We start from the raw sequence: 18,956 nt of genomic DNA, 5'->3' as shown, positions 1-18,956 counted from the left end.
AGTTGTTTTCCATTCTTTCGGCTGAAACCTGAAACCGCCTCTAAAACATATATCTTCGTGTACTGATGTTGAGAAGCAGGCCTACGGATATCATCATTGAGATCAGGGAAGAGCCGCCGTAGCTGATAAAGGGCAGGGGTATGCCCACAACGGGGGCGAGGTGTATGGCCATCAGGACGTTGATGGTGAACTGAACCCAGATAATGGAGGCAATGCCGAAGGCTACGATCGAGCCCAGTTCATCATGGGCGTTCATGGCTATCTTCAGGCACCGGTTGATGAATGATATGAAAAGGGCGAATAGGATGACGGAGCCGATGAAGCCCCACTCTTCACTGAAGACCGTAAAAATGAAGTCCGTATGATGTTCAGGTATGAACTGGAGCTTGTGCTGCGTACCGTTCATGAAACCTTTGCCCAGGAATTTCCCCGACCCCACGGCAATGATGGCCTGTTTCGCGTGATATCCGAAACCGGCCGGGTCCGCATCGATGTTGATGAAACTCAGGACGCGCATCTTCTGATAGGGCTTCATGAGATAGTTCCAGGCAAAGAACGGCGAGATGGCCCCTACGCCGAAAATGACGGCATAGGTGGATTTCTTGAGACCCACATACCAGAGGATGGCGAAACAGACGAGGATGATGACGATGCCCGTTCCAAGGTCTGGCTGCTTCACGATAAGGACGAAGGGTATGAGGGTCCACAGGAGAGGTTTGCCGATGTCCTTCAGGCTCAGCGGGATGTTCTGCCTCTTTTTGTCATAGAGCATGTTCGCAAGGAAGACGACGAGAATGGGCTTCATCAACTCTGACGGCTGGATACTGAAACCGAAGAGGCTTATCCATCGCTTGGCGCCGCCCGCGGCGAGCCCGATGACAAGGACAAGGACGACAAGGAAGATACCTCCCAGGTAGATCCATCGGGAATGGCTGGCTATGATGCGGTAGTCGTAGTACATGATAATGACGATGAGCACAAGCCCCGCGGCGAATGCTATGAGCTGCTTGATGATAAAATTGTAGGATCCGCTGGAAAAGGAGCTCGTGGCGCTCACGAGGTTCAGGATGCCGATTCCGAATATTATAAGACCATTTATGATGAGGTACCAGTCGAGATGGTAGTATCTCCGTTTATCGATTCTCATTTATCTTTGCTTCCTTTATGACGGTTTTGACTTTGAAGAGCGTCTCCGTGATGCCCTTTGCTATTGGAGCGGCCGCGGATGAACCGTGGAGCCCGTGCTCCACGAGGATCGCCATGGCGATGGATGCATCCTCCGCGGGCGCATATGCAATGAACCAGGCGTGGTCGCCAAGTTTTACCCTGTCGGAACCCGCCTGGGCAGTGCCCGTCTTGCCGCTCATGAGCACATTTTCCACGCGAGAGGCCCCGGCGGTGCCGCCTGGTTCGTTGACAACACCCTGCATGCCGTCCTTGACGAGTTTTATTACTCCCCGCTTGAATTTCACGTCGGCGTTTACCACGGGTTCGAAGGTCTTGACCACCTTGCCCTCCGTCGACACGACACGGTTGACAACCTGGGGTTTGAAATTTTTACCGTCGTTGGCAACGAAAGACGACAGCTGGGCAAGCTGGATCGGGGTCAGCCAGACTGCCCCCTGCCCGATGGCGACGGAGACGGTCTCGCCTTCATACCAGGGCTGGTTATAGCGTTTTTTCTTCCATTCCGTTGATGGCAGGAGGCCTTTTTGTTCGTTGGGGAGGTCAACCCCCGTGACCCGCCCGAGACCGACAACGGTACCGAAGTCATGGATGCGGTCAACGCCCAGCTTGAGGCCCACGTTATAGAAATAGACGTCGCAGGATTCCACGATGGCGCGATGGATGGACACCGTGCCGTGCCCCCCCTTCTTCCAGCACTTGAAGACGCGGTTGCCATAGGCGAAACCGCCCGTGCAGGTAAAGGTGGTGCGCTCGTTGATGATCCCGAGTTCCAGGGCCTGGAGGGCGGTGAGTATCTTGAAGGTCGATCCCGGCGGGTACCCGGCCTGGATGGCCCTGTTTTGAAGAGGGTGCGCCTTGTTGAGCGCAATCTGCTGCCAGTCTTTTTTGGATATCCCCGAAGCGAAGAGGTTTGGATCGAAACCGGGCCGGCTGGCCATGACGAGGACGCCGCCCGTTTTCGGGTTCAGGGCCACCGCGGCACCCTTTCTGGTCTGCAGCGCCTTGTCGGCGCTGAGCTGGAGTTCGAGGTCTATATTCAGGTGAAGACTGTGACCGGGAACGGGATCGATGACGTCGAGGGTCCTGACCTCGCGTCCAATGGCGTCCACTTCAACCCGCTTTTCGCCGTCCACGCCCCTGAGGTCGTTCTCGTACGACCTTTCGAGGCCATATTTCCCGATATAATCGCCCGGGAAATAGTCTCTGTATTTCCCCCTGTCCTTCACTTCTTCGCTGCTTACCTCCGATACGTAGCCGATGACATGCGCGAAGGATGCCCCGTAGGGGTAATTACGCTTCGGCTCGATCTGTATGGAAATGCCCGGTATGTAGACGCGGTGCGCCTCAACGCGGGCAACCTCATCCATGGGTATGTCGGACCTGATCTTGATGGGAAAGGAGGGCGGCATTCCATTTGCGTCCTTCATCTTTTCGATGATATCTTCGCGGTTGCAGGCAAGAAGCTCGGCTAGCCCGTCCACAGTCTGGCTGAAATCCCTGATGTCCTCGGGGGTAAGATAGATGTTGAAGGAGGGACGCGTGTCGGCGAGCACCTTGCCCGTCCTGTCGTATATGATGCCGCGGGGAGCGATTATCTTCTTGACCCTGATGCGGTTCTGCTCCGATAGTCTCCGCATCTCCGACCCGCGCATTATCTGGAGGTCCCAGAGCCTGATAAGGAGGACCGTCATGGTTATGACGAGAACAAGGGTGCACCATTTATACTTGCTGGAGAGATTTTCTTCCTTCATTGGTTCCTCTCCGGGAAGCTGTCGTTGAGGTACTCGATGAAGGAGAAGAGCAGGATGGACACGAATCCGGTGACAATGGCATTGGGCACCGTGTAAAAGAGTATGTTGAGAGCGCCGCGCGTCTCACCGCGGGCAAAGAATGAAAGGGCCAGGAAAAGAAAGGACTGCATAAGGACGGACGCGCTTGACAGGTAGGCGAAGCTGTATTTGGATTCGACAAAGAATTTCCTGCGCATTGCCACGGCGATGAGGTAAATGAAGACGCTGACGAAAAGGAGCGAGCCATTGGGCGCCCCGGAAAGGCTCTCTTCGACAAGGCCGATGACGATTGCCGCGACAAGCCCCGACCGCGGCCCGAGGAAGAATGTGATATACAGTACGATGGGCATTCCCAGTTCCGGTCTCAGGACGTCGAGAGAGATATAAGGAGAGATCACCGTCTCGAGAACGAGAAGCAGTATGCCAATGATGATATATACAAAAGTCTTCATTTCTTAATAAGCAGGACTTCGTCAAGCTGTCGAAAGTTGTTGTAGGGCATGACGTCGATATCAGCAAAGATCCCGGCCTTGTTCTTGTTGGCGGTGATGACGATCCCCGCCGGTATTCCTTTGGGGTAAATGCCGTCCTTACCGGAGGTTACAAGCTTGTCGCCTATTTCGATATCGTCATTCTTTATGACATATTTCAGTTTTACAGTGTTCTGGCCCGTGCCCTCGAGGAGCCCCCGGGTGTTCTTGCCCTCGACGTTGACGTCTATGGAGGAGTTCGTGTCATTGAGAACCATGACCTTCGCGTGCCAGAGGTCCACCTCGACAACCTGTCCCACTATCCCCTTCGGCGTCACCACGGGCATTTTCTCCCGAACGTTCTGTTTACGGCCCTTGTCGATGATTATGCAACGGAACCAGTTCTTCAGATCTTCCCCGATGACACCGGCCGCGATCATTGTATTCGGTTTTTTCTGTATAAATCCGAGAAGCTTCCTGAGTCGCTCATTCTCGCGCTCCGTTTCGACAAGCTTCTGGTTCTGCACGTAGAGCTTTTCGTATTTTTCATAGAGTTTCTCATTCTCTTTTTTAACCCCGACGAGGTTGACATAGGAATCAAAGACCCCTCCGAGCGCACTGACAGGTTTGCTCGCAACGTTGAGCACCGGCCCGAAAATACTGCTCACGCCACTTTTCAGCGTAGAATAGAACCTTGCCACAAAGGGCGCGTTGGTAAAAGAAAGGAATGATACGACAAGAACGAGAATGGCTATGATTATAGCTATCGAATTTCTCAAATCGCCACTATCTTAAAAATATGTTGCTATCTCTTTCAGGAGACTTACCTCATCGAGTGCTTTTCCGGCCCCTTCCACGACAGCCGTCAAAGGGTTTTCGGCAATGATGACAGGAAGACGGGTGACCTCTTTGATGAGGACGTCGAGGTTTTTCAGCAGCGCTCCCCCACCGCTTATGACGATTCCCTTGTCGACGATGTCCGATGCAAGCTCGGGCGGTGTCCTTTCCAGGGCTATTCTGACGGCCTCAACGATGGCGTTCACCGGTTCATTGATGGCCTCCCGTATCTCCTTGGACGAGATCTCGAGCGTTTTCGGAATGCCGCCGACGAGGTCCCTTCCCTTGATCTCCATGGTCATCTCTTCTTCTTCGGAACTGGGGTATGCTGACCCGATGTTGATCTTGATCATTTCGGCGGTCCTCTCGCCGATGAGGAGGTTGTACTTGCGCTTGACGTACTGGATAATGGCCTCGTCGATCTTGTCGCCAGCGACGCGCACCGAATTGCAGTAGACGATGCCGGCGAGACTGATGACGGCCACTTCCGTCGTGCCTCCGCCGATGTCGACGATCATATTGCCGCTCGGCTCCGTAATGGGGAGACCAACGCCTATCGCGGCCGCCATGGGCTCCTCAATGAGGTACACTTCACGTGCTCCCGCCGATTCGGCGGACTCCTTCACGGCCCTTTTTTCAACGGGCGTGATCCCCGACGGCACGGAAATGACGATGCGGGGCCTGGCGTAGGACTTCTTGTTGTGTATCTTCTGAATGAAGTATTTGAGCATTGCCTCGGTGATCTCGAAATCAGCGATGACGCCGTCTTTCAGGGGCCGGATTGCGACAATGTTGCCCGGGGTCTTGCCGAGCATCTTCTTTGCCTCTTCGCCGACGGCGATGACCTTCTTCGTCCCCCGCGAATCCTTGTGGACGGCCACGACCGAAGGTTCATTGGAAACGATCCCCCTGCTTTTCACATAGACAAGGGTGTTTGCGGTGCCCAGGTCTATCGCCAGATCTTTTGATATAAATCCAAAGAGCGATTCGAACATCTACTCTCCCCTTAACCGCGAATTTAAAAGTTATTGAAAAAACAGCCTTAATATACTATTTTAAAGTTTCAAAATCAATAATCTTTAGAGGTAATAAAACCAATGCTCAAGTTCATGAGAAAATATGCAAAAAGCTACTTGATCAAGATCATATTCGGCGTGATCATCATTGTTTTCATTTTCTATTTCGGGGCGGGATCCATCCGGGAGAAGGAGACCGTGATCGCCGAGGTCGGCAGTTTTAATATTACGGAGCTGGAGTACCGGGAGACTTACAACAAAGAGGCCGAGATGTTCCGGAAGCTTTATCGGGACAAGATGGACGACATGCTCCTCGCGGATCTCAAGGAGAAGGTCCTCGGCGACATGATCAACAGGTATATCCTTCTCGGCGAGGCCAAAAAGCTGGGAATCTCCGTGAGCGACCAGGAATTCGCCGATCTCCTCGGCGGCGTCGAGGCCTTTCAGACGGAAGGGAAGTTCGACCAGGAGCGTTATGTCGCGGTGCTGAAACAGAACAAGCTCGAACCGGAACAGTTCGAGAAGTCCGAAAAGACCATGCTCCTTTTGCGCAAGGTCGTCAGTGTCATCAAGGACACGGGTGCGCCGGTCTCCGACGCCGACATCTGGTCCGGGTACGTTCGGGAGAAGGGCAAGGTGGGTCTCGCCTATTCGCGCTTCGATCCCGATTCTTACAAAGGGAAGGTCTCGGTAAGCGATAAGGAATTGAACGACATATACGAAAAAGAAAAGGAACGGTTTCGCGGGGAGAACACCTACCGCCTGAAGTTTGTCATTCTTGACGGTGCGAGCGGTCTCAGGGACGACCAGGCCTACATGGACCTTCTCAAGATGAAGGATATCGATGCCTACGGGCGGCAAAAGGGCCTCACCGTATCCGATACGGGTAATGTGCGCCAGAGCGAACTTTTCAAGACATACAAGGCCCTCAAGATCGAGGCATGGCTCAAGGATCTCAGGCGTGGCGATATCTCCCTTCCCGTGCGCGATGACGGGAAGTCATACATCTTTCAGGTCGTGGAGCGGCAGGACGGCAAGCCCATGGAGAAAAGCGAGGCGCTGGCCAGCTTAAGGAGCAGGATAGTCGGCCAGAAGGCAAAGGAGATGGCTCGCCTGGCGGCTGAAGACGCACTCAAGGCCGGGTCGACGGGGAAGACCCCTGCGGGTTTTGTGTCGAGAACGGCCTCATCGATCCCCAGGCTCGGAGTGGTCCCGAAGGGTGATATGGACCTCCTCGGACTTACAAAGGAGAACCCTGTCTATAAAAGGCCGGTCGAGATAAACGGCGATTACTATATATTCTCCTTTATGGGCGAACAGGCCCCGGACCGGCAGGAATGGGAGAAGAACAAGGAAGGCTTCAGCCGGTATTACGCGGCGAGACATAAGGAGCAGCTCCTGAGGTCCTTTATCGAGGAGTCGAAACAGGCCATGCTCAAAGACGGGAAGATCAAGATACTCAAAAACCCGAAGGAACTGTAAAGAAGTCCTGCCCATGGTGATCCTCGGCATTGATACCTCCTGCGACGACACATCGGTGGCACTCCTGGAAGACGGCAGGAGGATCCGGTCCCACATCGTCTCCAGCCAGGCTGACCTGCACAAGCACTTCGGCGGGGTCGTTCCCGAGATAGCGTCCCGAAAACACGTAGAACTCATAGACTCCATATACCAGGACGTCCTCTCTCAGGGGGGTGCCGTGTCAGGGGACATAGACCTCGTAGCCGTCACCGCCGGGCCCGGTCTCATCGGAAGCGTTCTCGTCGGCCTCTGTTTCGCCAAAGGGCTGTGCCTTGCTCTGGGAAGACCCCTTATCGGGGTGAACCACATCGAAGCCCACGCCATGAGCATCTTCCTCGAGCGTGAGGTGGAATTCCCCTTCGTCGCCCTTGTTGTCTCGGGGGGACACACCATCATCCTCCTCATGGAGGCCCCCTGCCGCTTCAAGGTACTGGGTTCCGCGCGGGACGACGCCGCCGGGGAGGCCTTCGACAAGATCGCAAAATTCCTCGGCATCGGCTACCCCGGCGGGAGGGTCATCGAGGAGATGGCGCGAAGCGGCTCAAAAGACTACGTTGCCTTCCCCCGTCCCATGATGGACGACAGTAATTGCGATTTCAGTTTCAGCGGTCTCAAGACGGCCTTCCTCACCTATGCCAAAAAGCATGTGATCGACGACTCCACGATAAATGACGTTCTGGCCTCATTTCAGGAGGCCATCTGCGATGTTCTGGTCTTCAAGACCTTCAGGGCCGCGAGGCTCAACAATGTGAAACGGATCGTTGTCGGCGGCGGTGTTGCAGCAAACGGCAGGCTGCGCGACTTGTTCACTGAACGCTCACGACGGGAGGGCTTCGACGTCATGATCTCATCCCCTCAGTTCTGCACCGACAACGGGGCCATGATCGCATCGCTCGCCTCCTTCCATGCCGCGGCAGGGATGTACTCTCGTCTCGATATCAAGGGATATTCGCGGATGGCGATGCGATGATCCGGCGGCCATGCTGAAAAAGCGGTTTTCACAAAATCTCATAAAGGATGGCAACATCCTGCGGAAGATGGTTGCCCTCGCCGGGATCGTCCCCGGGGACACGGTGGTGGAGATAGGCGCCGGACGGGGTGACCTGACGCGGGCCATCGCCTCGTGCGCCGCGCGGGTCATCGCCATCGAGCTCGACCGTGACATGATTCCCTACCTGGAGACGGTTGCACGGGCATCTTCCAACATCGAGATCGTCCCCGGCGATATACTGTCCGTTGATATCGCCCAATTTGCCCGGGAGCACACCGTCAAGGTGATGGGCAACATCCCTTACGGGATCACGGGGCCCATTGTTTTTAAGCTCATCGATGAAAGAAGGTCCATCGAGAGCGCCTTCCTTACGGTGCAGAAGGAAATAGGTGAACGGATAACAGCGAATCCCGGGACGAGGGCATATGGGTCCTTGTCGGTGGTCCTGCAACTCGTCGCCCATGTCAGGGTTCTCATGCGCCTCAAACCGCAGGTTTTCATCCCGCCGCCGAAGGTGGAAAGCATCTACTTCGCCATGCGTTTCCGTGACGATGCAGGGGATGTCGATGACGCCCTTATCGCATTCATTCGCGGTGCCTTCAGCCACAAGCGGAAATTCATGCGCCACGCCCTCCTGGAGCGCTGCACCGGAGCTGAGGTGGAAGCCCTCTACGAAAAAATGACCTTTCCCCGCTCTGTCAGGGCCGAAACCCTCGAACCTGGGATCTTCCGCAGGATGTTCGAAGTGATGAAGGAAGTGAAGGGTGAGGAGTGAGGAGAAGTTTCAGGGCTCCTGCGGTCTTGTCTTGAGGCCTGCGCCCCTGACGATATCGGGGACGATCTCTTCCCATTCGATGGCCATGATGTGTATTCCCGCCACGCCCTCGATGGCTTTGACCTCCTCAATGGTTTCAAGACAGATCGCGATACCTTCTTCCCGATGGCGCTCTTTCGGAACGGAGGCCATGCGCTCCACAAGGTGATCGGGGACATCCATCCCCGGAACAGAATTCTTCATGTATCGTGCCATTCCCGGCGACTTCATGGGGGTGATCCCGGCAAGGACAAAGGCCTTTTCGTGAAGACCGAGATCTCGGACCATCGCCATCCATCGGGCAAATTTCTCGACGTTGAAAATGCACTGCGTCTGGACGAAACGCGCCCCCGCCTTGATCTTTTTTGCAAGCCTCAGCGCCCTTATCTCGAAAGGGTCCGCGAAGGGATTTTCGACGCAGCCGATGAAGAGCTCCGGCCTGCCCTTGATCTCATCGCCGCCGAGGAACCTTCCTTCGTCGCGCATGGTGCGCACCGTGTCCACGAGTTGAACGGAGTCTATGTCATGGACGTTCTTTGCGCCGGGGTGGTCGCCGAATGACTGGTGGTCGCCGCTGAGGCACAGGATATTCCTGATTCCCAGCGCGGCGGCGCCGAGGATGTCGCTTTGAAGGGCTATGCGGTTGCGGTCGCGGACGGTCATCTGCAGTATTGGCTCTAACCCGGCTTCCTTGAGAATGAGGCACGCCGCCATGCTCGACATGCGGACAACGGCCGTCTGATTATCGGTAACGTTCACGGCGTCGACGGACCCCTTGAGATATCCGCCTTTCCTGCGGATGCTTTCCGGGTCGGCCCCTCTCGGCGGGCCGCATTCCGCCGTGACCGCAAAATGTCCCCTGCTGAGGACCTTCTCCAGGTTGTCCGGCGCTGTCATATCCTCATGTCCTCTCTCACCCTCCTGCGGGGTCCTCCGTCACGGGATGAGGACCAATCCCGGGGCTTTTCGATCTCGCCGTACCTGTCAAGCTCTCCGAGGGCCCCAAGCCTGTCGATGATGAGCTGCCAGGCGCAGGGTGTGTCGTTGCGAAGCTCGCATTTGCCGTCTTGCGAACCACCGCAGGGACCATTCAGAATACTCTTCGCGCACCTCGTGATGGGGCATATCCCGCATGTCCTGTCGAGAACGCAGTTTCCGCATCCCTGGCATCGCTCCGCCCATATTCCATGTTCCTCGGTAATGCCCATGAAGCGGGTATTGACACCGGGCAGAACCCTCTTGCCCGGGTAGGTTTCGGCGATAAGCTGGATACCGCAACCGCAGGCGATGGACAGGATTGCGTCGTACCCGTCCATTGTCCCGGCGAGTGCGTTCACGTACTCCGGGTCACACTGGCGCTCGAGGGTTTTCTCATCGACCTCGATGGGTCGTCCCTCTGTGTGTCTTCTCATGCGGATCTGCGACGCAAGGAGAGCTCCCTCTTTCGCGCCCCCCACGGCACAGACAGTGGCGCATTCGTTGCACCCGATAAGAAGTATCCTCTCGCAGGGCGCGACCATCCCAATGATCTCATCGAAAGGCTTGCGGTCGGCAACGATCATAAAGACTCCTCGAATGACTGTTTCATGTTTCATGTTACATGTTACAGGTTAAAAAACCAGTGGTACGCTATTAATAGACTATATGTGGTCTATAAAAAGCATGTGACCGTTTCACAAGACATCGTTGCTGCCGGCATGGGATCGATTGCCGGTTATCATATCGTCCTGTTCCCCTATCTCGCGGGGAGAATCAAACATAGTTGACCGAGGCTCCGTTCAAAGCTTCTGGAGTATATCCTCGAGCATCTTTCCCAGTTTTGATTCCTCTGTCTCGTCGGCGTATTTCGGGCGTTCGATGTCGGGGAAAAGGCCGAAGATACCATTTGTCAGCACCTCGGCATGGGGAGGACATCCGGGCAGATGTGTGCCGGACCCCGCATTGTGCTGCTGGCAGACGCCGAGGAAGATATTTACCTCGTCAGGGTTGACCCCTGGTGAGGTTGGACCAAGCCAGATGTTGACCTTTTTAGGGAAGGGCCTGTCAATAATGGACCGGCTGGGGTCGGATGGGTCCGGTCTTCGGAGCTTGGAAAGAACGAAATGAAGATATCCCTTGCAGCCGGGGCACGCCTCGTCGGAATGGATCTCGAGGAAGGCGCCGCCGCTGACGTCTATCGGGGGCTGGAAAAAAGGGCGCGCCACTTCTTCCACGGAGGCGCCGACGATGTTGATCTTGTTCTTCTCGATAGGCCCCAGTCCCTGCATCCAGGCAAGGAACACGGGGGGAGACGTCCTGGGTTCAAGCCCCATGATCTGCATGGCGACGGAATCGACGGCAACAGGATTTGTGCCTCCTACGAGAACGTCCATTTTCTTGGGTGTTCCCGACACGGGCCCGAAGTCCTCGAGGCCGGTCAGACCGTCTATGATGATCAGTTTGGGTTTGACGAGATGATGGATATTTACGAGGCTTTGCCACAGGCCGAAGAAATGGGACATGTATTTCTCGATGGGGGGTACAGCCCCCTGGAGGTTCTTTATGGCGAGGGAGGAAATGGCGGCGAAATGGATCTTCATCACGGGGACGCTGATGATGACATCGACCATCTCCAGCGTTGCGGGGATCTTCCGGGATGACATTCTTTTGCACCCCGGGACCTGCTTTTCCAGGAGCCTGTCGGTGTTCAGGTCGATGAGGCTGACCTTCGCGGGATCAAGCGCCACGATCTCTTCATAGCCGTAATGGCTGAACATCTTTGACGTCGCACTGCGGTTGATCGAAGACCCTTCGGCAATGTAGACGTGTGATGCGAGGCCGAGGACGATCTCGGTAAGCGCCTTGACGACACGGATATCGGTGACGATGCCGCCCACGACCTTCCCGTCCTTGTAGCCGTGGTCGCTCACAACGTTCGGCTTGATGGCGACGCTCTGTCCGGGTTTGACGAACTTTCGCAATCCACCGAGCTTGTCTATGAGACCTGCAACACCCCTTTTGATCTCGTCATACGTCTGGGTGGGGGGCACCTTTTCAATGGCGACGCGTTCCTTTTTTCGGTACGTGTGGAAGGGCTTTCCCGTCCCCGTTTTCTTCATGAGCACCGATGTGCTCAATTCCATCTTAACGAGGTCGTAACCGTTGCGGCTGGGGAAAAGGGTAGGCCTGAAGCCGTATTCGAGAAGAAGAGCATATTTTTCCTGGTCCGCCTTCAAAAGAGAGGCAGCTACCAGGCTTTCGCGTGAGATGAGGGTATCGAGCATGGCAGGGCGGGGATCCTTGCCTTTCCATGTGCTTTCGGTGAGTATTTCCTCGACGGTGCTGGTCTTCTTGTCGTAGAAGATCCATCCCACGACCCTGTTGTTCTTGACGGCACGGAATACGGCGATGGAGGAGTTCTTACCCCATTCCTCCCATTTGGAGGCGATATAACCTCCATCGATGCCATCTTTCGTGTAGCGGTCCTTAAGAAGCTTGAAAAGGGTAGGTGTGCGCCTGCCCGTCTTGAAAGATACGTCTCTTGCCATACTGATGACCTCCTGCCCCGCGAAACGCTGTCGCCCGGCCCCGTCAGAACTGACGGAATTATACCAGTTTCTGCGGTTGTAAGAAAGAAGTTATGTGTCCGGCCTGTTCAGGCGTAGATATCGATGTTCGACCCGACAAAGGGCGAGCCGGAAGACGAAGAGATCTGGGTCATGTGCTGGATGTTCTTCGCGGCCTCAAGAATGACCCGGGCGACCGCGGCCTCGGCCTCGATACGGCTTTTTGCGAGGGACATGGCGGCTTCGTTGCGGCTCATGACGTAACTCATAATAGAAGAGACAGAATCGATCATGGCGTCCTCCTGGGAATTTATCGGATAGAGAGGGAAAGACTTAAGTAGGAGATAATTACCAGTGACCAAATTCCAATGACCAAAGAACGAACCTCAGGACAGAGGGGGTTGTTTGTTCTCTTTCTGAATTCTTGACAAACTGAGGCAAACACCGTATACAATCTAACAGTTCATATCTAAACGATAATGGGGAGGTCCTTATGGGTCTTACAGACGAACTGGGGCTCGATCGGCCTGTCGAGACCGTGGAGCATGAAAGCCTGTTGAATATCATCTATACGGGGACCATGATCGCCAGGGCGGCCTTCAGGTATTTCCAGGGGCACAAGCTTACCGACGCCCAGTTCAACGTCCTTGTCCAGCTCAAGTATTCCGACGGAAGGGCTCTTTCGCAGGCTGCGCTGGGCAGGCGCCTGGTTGTCAACAAGGCCGATATGACGGGGATCATTGACAGGCTCGAGAGGACGGGCCTTGTGGTGCGCTCCGCCCACCCCAATGACCGGCGCGTGAAGATGATCAGGATGACCGGGGAAGGCGAAAAAGCGGTCAACCTTCTGGAGCCGGGCTATCTCAACGGGGTAGGGCTCTTGATGTCCGGCATATCCCAGGCGGACCTGAGACGGCTCAACAGGACACTCGAGAAGGTACGGCGCAACGCGAAAGAAAGGCTGATGCCCCGGGGCGGGGGAGAGAGATGAACAGGGAACGCAGTTTCTTAAGGGCGGTCTTCGAGAAGAGCGCGCGGGCCATATTCAAGACTTATTTCAGCGTTGTCCACAGGATCAAGGTCGAAGGACGCGAAAACCTTCCCCGCGGTTTCGACAAGCTTATCGTCATATCGAACCATGCCAGCCTGCTCGACGGCATCATCCTCTGGACCTATATCGATGTGGACCTCAAGATCCTTGTCAACCGGGGAAGGGCACGGGAACTGCTGCTGCGGCCCTTTATGCAGAACAGCTATACGGTGCAGATCGACACCCTTAATCCCTATTCCCTTAAGGGGATCATCGACGAGGTTAACCGTGGCGCGGCGCTCCTCGTTTTTCCTGAAGGACGCGTCACAAGGACGGGCAACCTCATGAAGATCTATGAAGGCGCCGGTTTTGTCGCATACAAAACAGGAGCGAATATCCTCCCCGTGCACCTCGGCAACACCTACGAGACCATCTTTGCAAAAAAACGCCCGGGGAGGAAGATATTTGCCCCCATAACCCTGACCATAGGCGCGATGCGCCCTTCCATCGACCTCGACCGCTTCCAGCCGCACGACAGGAAACGCGAGGCGGCGCGGGCGATCTATGGGATGCTCTGCGAGATGTTCTACCAGGCACACTACCGGCCTTCCACGCTTGGCCGTGAGTTCATCCGCATCTGCAAAAAAAGGGGTTCGAAACCGTTCTTCAAGGATGCGACGGGGGTCGAAGTGAGCTATCGCAAGGCCCTTGTGGGAGGGCTTATCCTGGGAGAGAAGCTTTCATTCCATGAGGGAGAGAACACAGGCGTTCTTCTGCCCAACCTTGTGGCCACGGCGCTCGTCATCTATGGACTTCTGGCGTTCCGAAAGGTTCCCGTCCTTCTTAACTATTCCAGCGGTCCAAAAGCCTTGCGGCATGCGATGGACCTTGCCGGCTGCAAGACTATTGTCACGTCCCGGACATTCCTCGAACGAGTGAAGATCGATCCCGGCCTCTTCGAGGGCGCCCGTATCGTCTATCTCGAGGACCTGAAGCAGACGATCGGTACGGGCGACAAAGTTCGGGCGCTGACGAGGGCCTTCTTTCCCGGCAGGCTTGCACGGATGTCGCGCGAAGAGCATGGTCGAACGGCCGCTATTCTTTTCACCTCGGGATCGGAAGGCGTGCCGAAAGGCGTGTGCCTGTCCCACGAGAACATCATAGCCAACATATGGCAGGCCCTCTCATGCATAGATGTGGGTGCCAACGATTATTTCCTTAATGCTCTCCCCGTATTCCACAGTTTCGGACTCACGATCGGGGTCTTCCTGCCCCTTTTCGCGGGAGCACGCTCCTTCCTGTATGTAAGCCCGCTCCATTACCGCATCGTCCCCGAGATCGCCTACGAGGAAGGATGCACCATCCTTGTGGGAACGAACATCTTCCTCAACGGCTACTCCCGAAGGGCGCACCCTTACGATTTTTACAGCATGCGCTACGTATTCTGCGGAGCCGAGGCGTTGAGCGAGGCGGTCTTCGAACGTTACGCAAAGGTCTTCGGCATACGGGTAATGTCCGGTTATGGCGCCACGGAATGCGCGCCCATCGTCTGCATGAACAGCGCCCTCGAGAATAAGCATGGCAGTGTCGGTAAGGTGCTTCCCGGTCTTGAATACAAGGTGGTTCCCGTCGAGGGAATAGATTCCAAAGAGGGGCATACGGGTCGTCTCTTCGTGAAGGGCAGGAACGTCATGATGGGGTATCTCCACAACGAGGCCGCGAACCACAAGTACCTTGTGGAGGACGGCGGCTGGTACGACACGGGCGACATCGTGGAGGTGGACGACAGCGGTTTTGTGACGATTGTGGGGAGGCTCAAGCGCTTCTCCAAAATAGGCGGCGAGATGATATCCCTTACGGCCATAGAGGAGGCCCTTGCCGGCATATTCGGCGAGCGAGGGGAACTTGCCGTCATGGCCGTCGCCGACGAGCGCAAGGGAGAGCGGCTTGTCCTCGTGACGAACGCCAGGGACGCAGACCTTAAGAGCGTCCGCGATGCCCTTCGCGAAAAAGGCCATTCAGACCTGGCCTTCCCCCGTGATATCATCTACATGAAGGAACTGCCGAAGCTCGGAACAGGCAAGCCGGATTATGTGACAATAGAGAAGATAATAACCAATGACCAAATTTCAATAACCAAATAAGGAAGACAATGACCAACGAGCGAACTGGAGGACAGGGTGGTTTTTTTGGTTATTCCTTCATTTCTTCCCGGTGCATATGAAGAACACTTCCGAGCTTACGCTTCGTGAGGCGGCGGGCTTGAACTGTGATACCTTGCGGAAGCGTTTCTCGAGAGCCGCCGCGATGCCTTTCTGAACACTGGTTGAGAAGGATTTGATAACAAAATGGCCCCCGGGCTTTAGTCCCTCGTCGACGGCCTTGAGGACGGAGGCGAAAAGTTCTTCTATGCGCGCGTCGTCCACCTCACGCACGCCGGACAGGTTGGGAGCGATGTCGCAGGTGACTGTATCGACGGCCCCCATGGAGGACCTGGCAAGAAGGTCCTGTATGTTCGTTTCGCGTATGTCCGCCTCGACGGCGGTGACGTTCTTCCGGGGGAGGGGCGGTGTGGGCAGGATGTCGATGCCGATGACGGTTCCCTTTTCGCCGACCATCTCGGCCAGGACCTGGAGAAAACTTCCCGGCGAACAGCCCAGGTCGAGGACGGTATCCCCCTTCTTGATGAGATGGAACTTGTTCTCGATCTCCTTGAGCTTGTAGGCGCTTCTTGCCCGAAAGCCTTCCTGCTTCGCCTTCTTGTAGAATGGGTCTTTAAGGATGAACCTAGCCATAGGGATTGAGGATGATGCTCCCTTCGGCCGGTTTCTCCTGGGGGGTATGGAGGCTTTTCCTCAGGAAAAAGAAAAGGACGTCGTCAAGGGCCGCCCCGTCCTGAAGGATCGAGATCGTTCCCCGGTAGCGGGCATGATCGCCCATGACATGAAAGAAATAGGCGTAGTCCTCAAGCATGCGCTTGAGAAAGGGTATCTGCGATGTGATTTCGTGGTGTCCGATGAGGTCTCTGAGGAACTTGTCCTGCCTGTCTTCGGTCATGCGCTGCGGCAGAACGATCGTGGACCCTCCCGTTGAAAGATAGGTTGCGCGGTCTTCTTCGATACTTCCCCAGGACAGGGAGAAAGGCACGAACATTTCGTGGGTGAGAATATCCTCCAGCGACAGGGCAGCGACGTCATCTGCCACGGGGAGGGAATAGATGTCGTCGGGTCTGTGAACGGTATCCTTCAAATGAGCGACAAAGGACCTGAGCGATCCCATCGCGTCGGTGAAGCGCCCCGACAGCCTCGATCCTTCCTCCACGATAAATGCGGCATAGGCGGGAGATATCTCCATGAGGAAGGCCGGCTCTTTCGCATTGTTCCTGTAAGCCGCTATGATCTCCTCGAGAGATTTTTTGTCCACGGGCGAGCTCATGAGCTCGCGGAGACCTTCGCTGAAATGGATATCACCATTGAGAAAAACGAAGGTGTTCTTCTTGATCTCGTAGGCGGCCATGACGATCCGGGATAGGGTATGGTCGAAGTTTGTCAGGAAGCCCCTGTTGAAGCGCACCTCCTCGACCTTTCTGAGGACCGGTGTGCCCTGTGCGACGGGTTCCTCCACCTTTACGCCTGAGGATCTCAGACGGAATATTGCCTTGCGGATCAGTTTGCGGACCTCTTTGCCGGTCTCCTGAGGGTAGATGGCGTTGAGAAAAACGCCGGTCTCCGGGCTCTTCCCGCCTGCCAGGCCCTTGAGCAGGGAAACCCTCTCGTCACCCGTGAGGGTGAAGTAATACTCCACTCTTTTTTCAAGGTCCTGGGCGCTGTCGATCGCCTTGATCAGCTCATCCATAACGGGGTATGTTCATTCCCTCGGGGTGTTCTTTTCCTTCAGCGTTTCACGGAGAAGCCCGCCTTCTCGACGGCCGCTTCGAGATCCTTCTGACTCGCCCTGGCTTCATCGTATTTGACCACGGCGCTTCCAATCTGCACATCGCTCGAGTCAACCCCGGCGACGGCACCGAGGGCCTTCTTGACCGCCATAACGCAATGCTGGCAGCTCATGCCGTCTATCGTTAATTTCGCTTCAGCCATGATGCCCTCCTTATTTTTTCTGATTATACCACAACCGGAAAGGATTATTATCTTCTATTCTTCTTCCAATTCATTCGTGAGCTGGGCGATGACGCGGCAGTGGTCCGATATGTGTTCCAGGTTGACGAGGACGTCCACGTATATGGGTCCGGCCTCGGCTATGCAGAGCTTTTGGTAGAACCGGTCGAGGTGGTTGGCGATGGCCTTCTTTATCTTCACATCTATTCTACGCTCCCGTTCGACTATGACGCGTATCAGCTGAATGTCTTTCTTCTCGACGAGCCTGGCGGTATCGGCCAGGTTTTCGAGGACGAGCATCCCTATGTCGCGAAGCTCCTCATTTGCGGCCGGGGTGAAGTGGGCTCTTCGCTTGGACTTCTGTTCCGCCAGTTCGCCGAGATTGACGGAACGGTCTCCCATGCGCTCAATATCGTAGGCAAAGGATGAGAAGGCAAAGAGCTTTTTTGTCAGCGGCTGAGAAAGAGCGCGGGAGGATATGCCCCACAAATATTTTGTTATCTCGGCCTGCAGGTTGTCCATGACAAGCTCCATGTACATGAGGTTCTGCTGCTGGTTCCTCCGGTAGGCCACAAAGAGTTCCAGCGATTCCCGAAGCATCCTCTGCGCCAGCGCGATCTGTCGCTTCAATTCATCTCTGACGCAGACAAGGGCCTTGTCCGGATTACCAAGATGTTTTGTGTCGAGGTACTCCGGCCACATGGGGATGATGCCGTGCTCTCCGGGGAGGATCCTGCGGATGGCCTTTGAAAAGGGGGTGAGGAAAAAGATAAAGAGGGCCGCGATGATAAAATTGAAAAGGACATGGCCCAAAGCCACCTGCTGGGCGATGGTCGACGCAGCCGTTTTCAGCAGCGCAATGAATGGGGACAGGAACACCATGCACACGAGGCCGCCGACACACTTGAAAACGAAATGTGCGAGTGCCGTCCGCCTGCCGTTGACATCGCTTGCCACGCTGCCGATGAGAACCGTCGCCGTGGTGCCGATGTTCGCGCCGATGACTATCGGGATGGCGTTGTCTATGGATATGAGTCCCTGCATGCCCAGTATGACAAGCATGCTGATGGGGATTGCCGATGCCTGAACGATCCCCGTAAAGACGAGACCTATAAGAAGACCCGTCAAGGGGTACATCGTCGAGAGGAAATACCGGGTGAAGGCGGGGCTTTCCTTGAGTGGTGCCGCAGCGTCGCCGATGAGGCTCAGTCCGTAGAATATGGTGCCGAAATAGAGAAGGGCCTCACCGATGGTTCTGACACGGTCTTTGCCGGCAAAATAAAGGATGATCCCACCGAAGAGGAAAAGGGGCGATATGTCCGTGACTTTCCAGACGACGAGCTGTATGGTGACTGTCGTCCCGATGTCGGCGCCGAGCAAGATACCCAGAGAATGATAGAAACTTACGAGCCCCGCGCTTACGAGCCCCATTGTGAGAAGCGTCGTCGCCGAGCTGCTCTGAAAGAGAATGGTGGTGACGAGCCCCATGACGAGCCCGTAAAAAGGTTTCCTGACAGAAAAACGGATATACTCCCGAATCCGGGAACTGAACACCCGCTGCATCTGCTCGCTCAGTTTGAGCATGCCCAGGAGGAAAAGGGCGACGCCAGCCAGGAAAGTAAAGATGTACTGGATCATC

At 55.5% G+C, this 18,956-nt stretch carries 18 protein-coding genes; 5 read left to right on the top strand and 13 right to left on the bottom strand.

The genetic code is table 11. The annotated features are described in order from the left end of the window. Nucleotides 1–40: 40 nt before the first annotated feature. From rodA to PHC90_02310, 5 genes are read right to left on the bottom strand one after another with little or no spacing between them, the layout of a single operon-like run. Nucleotides 41–1,147 carry a rod shape-determining protein RodA gene (rodA, locus tag PHC90_02330; protein MDD3845180.1) on the bottom strand — a complete coding sequence of 369 codons (1,107 nt, stop codon included), beginning with the start codon at nt 1,145–1,147 and terminating at the stop codon, nt 41–43. Beyond that, entirely contained in the window at nt 1,134–2,939 is a 1,806-nt protein-coding gene (gene mrdA / locus PHC90_02325; GenBank protein MDD3845179.1) for a penicillin-binding protein 2, read from the bottom strand. The genes rodA and mrdA overlap by 14 nt, the downstream gene beginning before the upstream one ends. After that, complete coding sequence (gene mreD / locus PHC90_02320; GenBank protein MDD3845178.1) at nt 2,936–3,430, bottom strand: rod shape-determining protein MreD; 495 nt, start codon at nt 3,428–3,430, stop codon at nt 2,936–2,938. The genes mrdA and mreD overlap by 4 nt, the downstream gene beginning before the upstream one ends. Beyond that, a complete protein-coding gene (mreC, locus tag PHC90_02315) occupies nt 3,427–4,227 on the bottom strand; it encodes a rod shape-determining protein MreC (protein ID MDD3845177.1) in 801 nt (266 codons plus the stop codon). The genes mreD and mreC overlap by 4 nt, the downstream gene beginning before the upstream one ends. 12 nt (nt 4,228–4,239) lie before the next feature. Then, nucleotides 4,240–5,280, bottom strand: a complete 1,041-nt coding sequence (locus tag PHC90_02310) for a rod shape-determining protein (protein ID MDD3845176.1) — start codon at nt 5,278–5,280, stop codon at nt 4,240–4,242. A 102-nt stretch (nt 5,281–5,382) separates the two neighbouring features. Between PHC90_02310 and PHC90_02305 the strand changes: the two genes are divergently transcribed. Genes PHC90_02305 through rsmA form a run of 3 tightly spaced genes read left to right on the top strand, consistent with a single transcriptional unit; the run spans nt 5,383 to nt 8,588 of the window. Beyond that, a complete protein-coding gene (locus tag PHC90_02305) occupies nt 5,383–6,783 on the top strand; it encodes a peptidylprolyl isomerase (GenBank protein ID MDD3845175.1) in 1,401 nt (466 codons plus the stop codon). Between the two features lie 13 nt (nt 6,784–6,796). After that, nucleotides 6,797–7,792, top strand: coding sequence for a tRNA (adenosine(37)-N6)-threonylcarbamoyltransferase complex transferase subunit TsaD (tsaD, locus tag PHC90_02300; protein MDD3845174.1), 996 nt, complete (start codon nt 6,797–6,799; stop codon nt 7,790–7,792). 10 nt (nt 7,793–7,802) lie between these two features. Further along, a complete protein-coding gene (gene rsmA / locus PHC90_02295; protein ID MDD3845173.1) occupies nt 7,803–8,588 on the top strand; it encodes a 16S rRNA (adenine(1518)-N(6)/adenine(1519)-N(6))-dimethyltransferase RsmA in 786 nt (261 codons plus the stop codon). Between the two features lie 9 nt (nt 8,589–8,597). Here rsmA and PHC90_02290 read toward each other — a convergent pair whose 3' ends face one another. The 4 genes from PHC90_02290 to PHC90_02275 all read right to left on the bottom strand — a co-directional run bounded on the left by PHC90_02290 (nt 8,598) and on the right by PHC90_02275 (nt 12,465). Continuing rightward, nucleotides 8,598–9,524: a methylenetetrahydrofolate reductase gene (locus PHC90_02290; protein MDD3845172.1), complete on the bottom strand. Its 927-nt coding sequence runs from the start codon at nt 9,522–9,524 to the stop codon at nt 8,598–8,600. Continuing rightward, entirely contained in the window at nt 9,521–10,189 is a 669-nt protein-coding gene (locus tag PHC90_02285) for a methylenetetrahydrofolate reductase C-terminal domain-containing protein (protein MDD3845171.1), read from the bottom strand. Before PHC90_02285 ends, PHC90_02290 begins: the two co-directional genes overlap by 4 nt. Nucleotides 10,190–10,405: 216 nt before the next feature. Further along, complete coding sequence (locus PHC90_02280) at nt 10,406–12,154, bottom strand: DUF362 domain-containing protein (protein MDD3845170.1); 1,749 nt, start codon at nt 12,152–12,154, stop codon at nt 10,406–10,408. A 107-nt stretch (nt 12,155–12,261) separates the two neighbouring features. Continuing rightward, the gene (locus PHC90_02275; protein MDD3845169.1) at nt 12,262–12,465 is read right to left on the bottom strand and encodes a hypothetical protein; all 204 of its coding nucleotides are present in this window, start codon (nt 12,463–12,465) and stop codon (nt 12,262–12,264) included. A 200-nt stretch (nt 12,466–12,665) separates the two neighbouring features. Here PHC90_02275 and PHC90_02270 point away from each other — a divergent pair, with 200 nt between their 5' ends. Both PHC90_02270 and PHC90_02265 read left to right on the top strand, forming a co-directional pair. Further along, complete coding sequence (locus tag PHC90_02270) at nt 12,666–13,163, top strand: MarR family transcriptional regulator (GenBank protein ID MDD3845168.1); 498 nt, start codon at nt 12,666–12,668, stop codon at nt 13,161–13,163. Further along, nucleotides 13,160–15,346, top strand: coding sequence for an AMP-binding protein (locus PHC90_02265; protein ID MDD3845167.1), 2,187 nt, complete (start codon nt 13,160–13,162; stop codon nt 15,344–15,346). Before PHC90_02270 ends, PHC90_02265 begins: the two co-directional genes overlap by 4 nt. 57 nt (nt 15,347–15,403) lie before the next feature. Here the strand turns inward: PHC90_02265 and PHC90_02260 are convergent, their stop codons facing one another. Genes PHC90_02260 through PHC90_02245 form a run of 4 tightly spaced genes read right to left on the bottom strand, consistent with a single transcriptional unit; the run spans nt 15,404 to nt 18,955 of the window. Beyond that, the gene (locus PHC90_02260) at nt 15,404–15,997 is read right to left on the bottom strand and encodes an RlmE family RNA methyltransferase (protein MDD3845166.1); all 594 of its coding nucleotides are present in this window, start codon (nt 15,995–15,997) and stop codon (nt 15,404–15,406) included. Next, nucleotides 15,990–17,057 (bottom strand): hypothetical protein, encoded by a 1,068-nt coding sequence (locus PHC90_02255; GenBank protein MDD3845165.1) that lies wholly within the window; start codon nt 17,055–17,057, stop codon nt 15,990–15,992. Before PHC90_02255 ends, PHC90_02260 begins: the two co-directional genes overlap by 8 nt. A gap of 38 nt (nt 17,058–17,095) precedes the next feature. Continuing rightward, on the bottom strand, nt 17,096–17,299 hold the full coding sequence (locus PHC90_02250; GenBank protein ID MDD3845164.1) for a heavy-metal-associated domain-containing protein: 204 nt from the start codon (nt 17,297–17,299) through the stop codon (nt 17,096–17,098). A 54-nt stretch (nt 17,300–17,353) separates the two neighbouring features. Next, nucleotides 17,354–18,955: a Na/Pi cotransporter family protein gene (locus PHC90_02245; protein ID MDD3845163.1), complete on the bottom strand. Its 1,602-nt coding sequence runs from the start codon at nt 18,953–18,955 to the stop codon at nt 17,354–17,356. Between the last annotated feature and the right edge of the window lies 1 nt (nt 18,956).

The organism is Syntrophorhabdaceae bacterium (genome assembly GCA_028698615.1).
Classification (GTDB): domain Bacteria; phylum Desulfobacterota; class Syntrophorhabdia; order Syntrophorhabdales; family Syntrophorhabdaceae; genus Delta-02.
Note: the sequence above shows the minus strand (reverse complement) of the source record. Positions and strands in the feature narration are given on the sequence as shown.